Below are 223 nucleotides of genomic sequence, written 5' to 3' on the forward strand. Positions count from 1 at the left end.
TCGGGCCCCAGGCCTCGAAGAACTGGACGAGCTGCTTGCGCGCGCCGTCGTCGTTCCAATTGCGGTCGCGCCGAACGATTTCAAGGAGGTGATCGACCGCTTCCTCGCGCTGTCCCCGCGCGTTGAGCGCGATCGCCAGATCGAAGCGCGCCTGATGATCGAGCGGATCGGCCTGGACCCTGCGCTGAAGCTCGGCCGCATCGCCGAGCGAACCGGCCTGCTC

1 protein-coding gene is annotated in these 223 nt (G+C 67.7%); it reads right to left on the reverse strand.

Annotation, left to right across the window (positions count from 1 at the left end):
- The coding region (locus tag E4K09_RS24170) for a tetratricopeptide repeat protein (protein ID WP_134500202.1) at positions 1–223 on the reverse strand (223 nt) is incomplete at both ends.

It is taken from the genome of Microvirga pakistanensis (assembly GCF_004458765.1).
Lineage (GTDB): Bacteria > Pseudomonadota > Alphaproteobacteria > Rhizobiales > Beijerinckiaceae > Microvirga > Microvirga pakistanensis.